Genomic DNA, 6,895 nt, shown 5'->3' on the forward strand with positions numbered 1-6,895 from the left:
GCAATGCAGGGGCTGCAAGCCGATGCGTGATCGAAAAGGCTGTCGCAAACAAGATCGGCGCCAAGCTCTTCCACCGGAATGTGGCTGTAGCCGCCACGCAGCAGAATGACGGGCATGCCGGCGGCGCGTGCGGCGCCCAGGTCAGCGCCACTGTCTCCGACCAGCAGCGCGTCACCCGGGTCGACGCCTAGTTGTGCCAACGCCAGCAGCAGGGCATCGGGCGCCGGTTTCAGGTATGTCACCGCGTCTCCGCCGACGATCGCACCGAAATATTCCGTCAATCCGAAATGAAGCAGGATTTCGCGGGTCGCCAACTGCGGTTTGTTGGTTGCCACCCCCATGCTTACTCCGCCCAAATGAAAGTGGGTGAGGGCCTCCCTGACGCCAGGCATCAGCCTTGTCAGGCCGGTCAGGTGCCGGCGGTAGATAGGCGCCATGACGCGGTTTGCCTCATCGAGAGCGTTGCCGAGCAGTGGCGCTCCCGATGCCGCGAAGGCTCGCTCGATCAGTTTCCTGACACCGCCGCCGATCATGGCCTTGACCCGGTCCAGGCGCAGCGGCGGCAGATCGCGGCTGGCCAGCAATTCGTTGACGGCGGCCGCTATGTCCGGTGCCGAGTCGACCAGCGTGCCGTCGAGGTCGAACAGGATCGCCTTCGGCGATCGAAGCGGCCTACCTGCGCCGACGTTCATGCGTCATCCTTCCACTTGATCGAGCAGCCGATCGAGGCGACCTGGTCCAGCGGCCCGTCGCCGGTTCGGGCAACCTGCTTCATCGCCTCGAACAGATCGCGTCTCAGCCCGGGCGCTCCGGCTTCTCGTCGCGAGGCGTCCAGCCGACCGCGATATTGCAATCCCAACTCGCTGTTGAACCCGAAGAAATCGGGAGTGCACACCGCCACGTAATCGCGCGCTACAGTTTGGCGCTGGTCGTGCAGGTAAGGGAAGCTGAAGCCGTTCGTCGTGGCGAAGAGCTTCATTTGGTCGAAGGAATCCTCCGGGTAGGTGTCGGCATCGTTCGAGTTGATTGCGACAAAGCCGATACCTTCGGCCTTGAGGTCGTTGGCATCGCGCACGATACGTGAAATCACCGCCTTCACATAAGGGCAGTGATTGCAGATGAAGGCCACGACCAGGCCGTTCGGGCCGGCCTGGCTGAGGATCGAATGCGACCTGCCTTCGACGCCGGGCAAAACGGCATCGATCGCGCGCCAGCCGAAATCGCAGACAGGGGGAACGGCCGCCATGCTTGCCTCCGATGAAATGGTTTACGCGGCTTTCCGGATCGCACCGTCGGCCGCCTGTCGGATGGTTCCAATGTTGGCGCGGTAGGCCGCCTCGGTGCCCCCCTTGAACACGGCCGACCCGGCGACCAGCACATTGGCGCCGGCCGCGGCGACCAGCGGGGCGGTTTCGGCCGTGACGCCGCCATCGATTTCGATGTCAATCGGGCGGTGGCCAACCAATGCCTTGATTCGCCTGATCTTCTCGATGACCGCGGAAATGAAGGCCTGGCCGCCGAAGCCTGGATTGACCGTCATCAGAAGCACCAGATCGAGCCTGTCGAGCACATATTCGATGACGCTCTCCGGCGTCGAAGGATTCAGCGATACGCCGGCCTTCTTGCCGAGATTTTTGATCGCCTGCAGGGAACGATCGAGATGCGGCCCGGCCTCTGCATGCACCGTGATGATGTCGCAACCGGCGTCGGCGAAGGCGGCCAGATAGGGGTCGGCCGGCGCGATCATCAGATGGCAGTCGAAGATTTTGTCCGTTCGGTCGCGGATCGCCTTGATCACCGGCGGACCGAAGGTGATGTTGGGCACGAAGTGGCCGTCCATCACGTCGAGATGGATCCAGTCGGCACCCGCCCGCACGACAGCTTCGACCTCGTCGCCGAGCCGCGAGAAATCCGCGGAAAGCACGGAGGGTGCGATGATTGTCCCGGTGACCATGGTCGTCGTCTCCAATTCTGTCTGCGGTGTTGGTCGCTGCGCCGGCCGCTTCGTCGTGTCAGCGCATCTTCGTCTCCGGTTCGCCTTCCAGTTTCCCTTCCGCGAACACGCGGCTGCCGCGAATGTCGGATTCCTCGATGGTGATAAGATCGGCCTTGGTCAACACCCGGCTGCGCGATGCGAAAAGCCGGTTGGCCTGCCGCAGCCGCGCCCGGTCGAGCCCATTGCGAACCGAACGCGCGTTGGAGAAATGCGGCAGCCTCATGCGGATCGGAAGATACTCTTCGAGCGCCTGGGACGCCGCCTCGCTGAGGCGATAATTCTGCTCCGCGAGCATAATCTCGGCGATCGATTTCAGTTCGCTGACGCCATAGTCAGGGAAATCGAGGTGGTGGGCGATGCGCGAACGCATGCCGGGATTGCTGTCGAAGAAGCGGTCCATCTTGTTCTTGTAGCCGGCAAGGATCACAACCAGATCGTCACGGTTGTTCTCCATGCACTGCAGCAGGATTTCGATCGATTCCTGGCCGTAGTCGCGTTCGTTCTCTGGCTTGTAGAGATAGTAGGCCTCGTCGATGAAAAGCACGCCGCCCATGGCACGCTTGATCACCTCGCGGGTCTTGGGCGCGGTGTGGCCCACATACTGGCCGACGAGATCGTCGCGAGTCACGGCGACCATGTGGCCTTCGCGGACATAACCCAGACGATGCAGGATTTCGGCCATCCTCAGCGCCACCGTGGTCTTTCCGGTGCCAGGATTTCCCGTGAAATTCATGTGCAGCGTCGGCGCGCCCGATGTCAGTCCGAACCTGCGGCGAAGCCGGTCGACCAGGAGGAGGGCGGCGATCTCGCGGATGCGGGTCTTGACCGGCTTCAGGCCAACGAGTTCTCGGTCGAGCTTGTCCATCACCTCGTCGATGTTGGACGCCTCGAACTCGGCCTGCAGATCAACCGTCGCGTCTTGTGCGGCAGCGTCCTTTGTCATCGCGTTCAGCATGGTTCGGCTAGCTCCGCTCGCCTTCGGGCCTGTCGGTCGCATAAGGCACGATCGAATAACCCTGGCTGCGGCCGTCACGCTCCTGGCGCAGCAGCCGGAACCCGGGTTCGCTGGGCGGCCGGTTGACAATGAACGACATGCGCGGCGCTTCCCAGCCTTTGGTCGAATCGAAGGCGGTTACCCGCACATACATGTTCGGACAGGCTTTCCGGCAAGCATTGACCTCGAGCAGTATGCCCGCCGGATCTTTCAAGTCGAACATGGGGTTGCCGTACATTTCCCAATAGGTGTTTCGCGGATGCGGATCGTCCGTGTACTCGACGCTGACCGCCCAATGGTTCTTCAGCGCGTATTTGATCTGCGCCGAAATCTGCTCGTCGGTCAGGTCGGGCAGGAACGAGAACTGCCCCTGTGTGACCTTGTTTCCCGGATTGGTCATCATGACGACGGTTCCTTTCGTCTAGAAGCTGGGCGTTGCGGTTGGCACGAAGTCGGCCGTGTCGGTCGATTCGTAGTTGAAGGTGACGTCCTTCCAGGTCTCCAGGGCAGCCTTCAGCGGCGTGCACCATCTGGCCGCCTGTTCGAGGATCTTGGTCCCTTCGCGCAAATAATCGCGCCCCTCGTTGCGGGCCAGGATCATCGCTTCCAAGGCGACGCGATTGGCCGTCGCGCCTGCCTGGATACCGTCCGGATGGCCGATCGTGCCGCCGCCGAACTGCAGGATGACGTCCTCGCCGAGATAGTGGATCAACTGGTGCATCTGGCCGGCATGGATGCCGCCCGAGGCAACGGGCATCACCTTGTTGAGCGAGGCCCATTCCTGATCGAAGAACAGCCCGGTTTCGAGGTTCTGCGGCGTGCGCTCCTCGCGCAGCGTGTCATAAAATCCCTTGATCATGAGCGGGTCGCCTTCCAGCTTGCCGACCACCGTGCCGGCATGGATGTGGTCGACGCCGGCCATGCGCATCCATTTGCAGATGACGCGGAAATTCATGCCGTGGTTCTTCTGGCGCGAATAGGTCGAGTTGCCGGCACGGTGCAGGTGCAGGATCATGTCGTTGCGGCGTGCCCACTTGGCCATCGACTGGATCGCCGTGTAGCCGATGACCAGATCGATCATCACAATGCAGGAGCCAAGTTGCTTGGCGAATTCGGCGCGCTCGTACATCTCCTCCATCGTGCCGGCGGTGACGTTGAGATAATGGCCCTTGACCTCGCCGGTGGCGGCCGACGCCTTGTTCACGGCCTCCATGCAGTAGAGGAAGCGGTCGCGCCAATGCATGAAGGGCTGCGAGTTGATATTCTCGTCGTCCTTGACGAAGTCGAGGCCGCCCTTCAGCGCTTCATAAACGACGCGCCCGTAATTGCGTCCCGACAGGCCGAGCTTCGGCTTCGTCGTTGCGCCGAGCAGCGGCCGGCCGAACTTGTCGAGCCGCTCACGCTCCACCACGATGCCGGTCGCCGGCCCCTGGAAGGTTTTGAGATACGCCACCGGGATACGCATGTCTTCCAGCCGCAACGCCTTGACTGCCTTGAAGCCGAACACATTGCCGATGATCGATGCGGTCAGGTTGGCGATCGAGCCCGGCTCGAACAGGTCGAGGTCGTAGGCGATGTAGGCGAAGTACTGTTGCTCGGTCTTGGTTCCGGGACCGGTGTTCGGCACCGGCTCGGATCTGAACGCCTTGGCGCGATAGAGCTCGCAAGCTGTCAGCCGGTCGGTCCACACCACGGTCCACGTCGCGGTGGAGGATTCACCGGCGATGGCGGCTGCCGCCTCCTCGTGGTCGACACCGGGTTGCGGCGTGATCCGGAACATGGCGATCAGATCGGTTTCCTTGGGCCTGTAGTCAGGCTCCCAGTAGCCCATCTTCTTGTAGGGGATGACCCCTGACTTGTAGCGCTCCTTGCCTTCCTTGAGCGTCCCCGCTGGCAGTATGTCGATCTTGTTCATGACAGGTCTCCTGTTTGTTGCTCAGGCGGCTTTCGCGGTTGCGATTTGGGGGTCGAGTTTTCCCGCGGCGTAACGTTTCGCCATCTCGTCCATGGCGATGACCTTGATCTTCGAGGCGTTGGACGCCGTACCGAAACGCTCGAAGCGGTCCCGGCAAAGGTCGCGCAAGGCATCCATGGCGGGCTTCAGGAATTTGCGGGGATCGAACTCGCGCGGGTCTTCCGTCGCGACGCGGCGGAACTGCCCGGCCATGGCCATGCGGCAATCGGTGTCGATATTGACCTTGCGCACGCCGTAGCGGATGCCGCGCTCGATCTCCTCGACCGGGACGCCAAAAGTCTGGGGCATCTCGCCGCCGTATCTGTTGATGATGTCCTGCAACTCCTGCGGCACAGAGGAAGAGCCGTGCATGACCAGATGCGTGTTGGGCAGCTTCTCGTGGATCGCCTCGATCACCTGCATGGCCAGGATGTCGCCGTCCGGCTTGCGGGTGAATTTGTAGGCACCGTGCGAGGTGCCGCAGGCAATCGCCAGCGCGTCGACTTGGGTTGCGGTCACGAAGTCGACCGCCTGATCGGGATCGGTCAGGAGCTGGTCGTGGGAGAGCGCGCCCTCGGCGCCGTGGCCATCCTCGGCCTCGCCTTGGCCGGTTTCCAGCGAGCCGAGCACGCCCAGTTCGCCTTCGACGGAAGCGCCGACCCAATGCGCCATACGTGCGACGCGTTCGGTTATGGCGACGTTGTAGTCGTAGCTTGCCGGCGTCTTGGCGTCCGCCATCAAGGATCCGTCCATCATCACCGAGGTGAAGCCGTGGCGGATCGCGGAAAGGCAGGTGGCCTCGCTGTTGCCGTGGTCTTGATGGATGCATAGCGGGATGGTTGGGTGGATTTCGGTCAGCGCCTCCATCATCTTGGCCAGCATGATGTCGTTGGCATAGGTCCGGGCGCCACGCGAAGCCTGGATGATGACAGGCGCGTCGCAGGCCTTGGCCGCTTCCATGATGGCGAGGCCCTGTTCCATGTTGTTGATGTTGAATGCCGGTACGCCGTAGCCGTGCTCGGCGGCATGGTCGAGAAGCTGGCGAAGGGTGATGCGAGCCATTGTGAATCCTCCTAGATGATGAGCTTCAGCGCCGCTGCAGCAACCGCTTCGGACGTTATGTTGAAATGCCGGTAGAGGTCGGGGGCAGGGGCGCTGGCGCCGAAGCCGGTCATGCCGACGAAAGCGCCGGTCTCGCCGATCCAGCGGTCCCAGCCCAGCCGGGCTGCCGCTTCGACCGCGACGCGCGGCGCCGAGCCGAGGACGGCCTTGCGGGTGGCTCTTTCCTGCTCCTCGAAAAGCTCCCAGCACGGCATCGACACGACGGCGGCGGCGACGCCATGCTCGGTCTCCAGCCTTTCGGCGGCAGCAACCGCGATCTCGACCTCCGAGCCGGTGGCGATCAGGGTGACGGCACGGTGCTCGGCTGGTTCGCGCAGGACGTAGGCACCCTGGCGGGAGCGGTTCTCGTCACTGTGCGACCGACGCAGCATCGGCAGGTTCTGGCGCGACAGCACCAGCACGCTCGGCCGATCCTTGCTCTTCAGCGCGAGTTCCCAGCACTCCGCCGTTTCGATGACATCCGCCGGACGGAAGACGTTGAGATTGGGCGTGGCACGCAGCATCGCCAGGTGCTCGACCGGCTGGTGCGTCGGGCCGTCCTCGCCGAGGCCGATGGAATCGTGTGTCATCACATAGATGACGCGCTGGCCCATGAGCGCCGAGAGCCGCATCGCGCCGCGCGCATAATCGGCGAAGCACAGGAACGTACCGCCATAGGGCACGAACCCTCCATGCAGCGCGATGCCGTTCATGGCGGCCGCCATGCCGTGTTCACGAATGCCGTAGTGAATGTAGCGGCCGGCATAGTCACTCGGCGCAATGCGGTTCATGCCCTTGGTGATCGTCAGATTCGAGTGCGGCAGATCGGCCGAGCCGCCGACGGTCAATT

8 protein-coding genes are annotated in these 6,895 nt (G+C 62.9%); all 8 read right to left on the reverse strand.

Annotation, left to right across the window (positions count from 1 at the left end):
* Positions 1-692: phosphoglycolate phosphatase (gene gph / locus EN884_RS19765; RefSeq protein WP_128360693.1), on the reverse strand; the 692-nt coding region annotated here is incomplete at its 3' end.
* The gene (locus EN884_RS19770) at positions 689-1,246 is read right to left on the reverse strand and encodes a thioredoxin family protein (protein ID WP_128360694.1); all 558 of its coding nucleotides are present in this window, start codon (positions 1,244-1,246) and stop codon (positions 689-691) included. The genes EN884_RS19770 and gph, both read right to left, overlap by 4 nt.
* Positions 1,247-1,267: 21 nt before the next feature.
* Positions 1,268-1,954 carry a ribulose-phosphate 3-epimerase gene (gene rpe, locus EN884_RS19775; RefSeq protein WP_063167847.1) on the reverse strand — a complete coding sequence of 229 codons (687 nt, stop codon included), beginning with the start codon at positions 1,952-1,954 and terminating at the stop codon, positions 1,268-1,270.
* Between the two features lie 58 nt (positions 1,955-2,012).
* Positions 2,013-2,951, reverse strand: a complete 939-nt coding sequence (gene cbbX / locus EN884_RS19780; RefSeq protein WP_013532058.1) for a CbbX protein — start codon at positions 2,949-2,951, stop codon at positions 2,013-2,015.
* A 7-nt stretch (positions 2,952-2,958) separates the two neighbouring features.
* Positions 2,959-3,393, reverse strand: a complete 435-nt coding sequence (locus EN884_RS19785) for a ribulose bisphosphate carboxylase small subunit (protein ID WP_013532057.1) — start codon at positions 3,391-3,393, stop codon at positions 2,959-2,961.
* Positions 3,394-3,411: 18 nt separating this feature from the next.
* Positions 3,412-4,905 carry a ribulose-bisphosphate carboxylase large subunit gene (locus EN884_RS19790; protein ID WP_013532056.1) on the reverse strand — a complete coding sequence of 498 codons (1,494 nt, stop codon included), beginning with the start codon at positions 4,903-4,905 and terminating at the stop codon, positions 3,412-3,414.
* Positions 4,906-4,926: 21 nt separating this feature from the next.
* Complete coding sequence (gene fba, locus EN884_RS19795) at positions 4,927-6,006, reverse strand: class II fructose-bisphosphate aldolase (protein ID WP_063167848.1); 1,080 nt, start codon at positions 6,004-6,006, stop codon at positions 4,927-4,929.
* A gap of 11 nt (positions 6,007-6,017) precedes the next feature.
* On the reverse strand, positions 6,018-6,895 hold an 878-nt coding region (locus tag EN884_RS19800; RefSeq protein ID WP_164895063.1), incomplete at its 5' end, for a transketolase family protein.

Source organism: Mesorhizobium sp. M7A.F.Ca.AU.001.01.1.1 (genome assembly GCF_004022735.1).
GTDB lineage: Bacteria > Pseudomonadota > Alphaproteobacteria > Rhizobiales > Rhizobiaceae > Mesorhizobium > Mesorhizobium ciceri.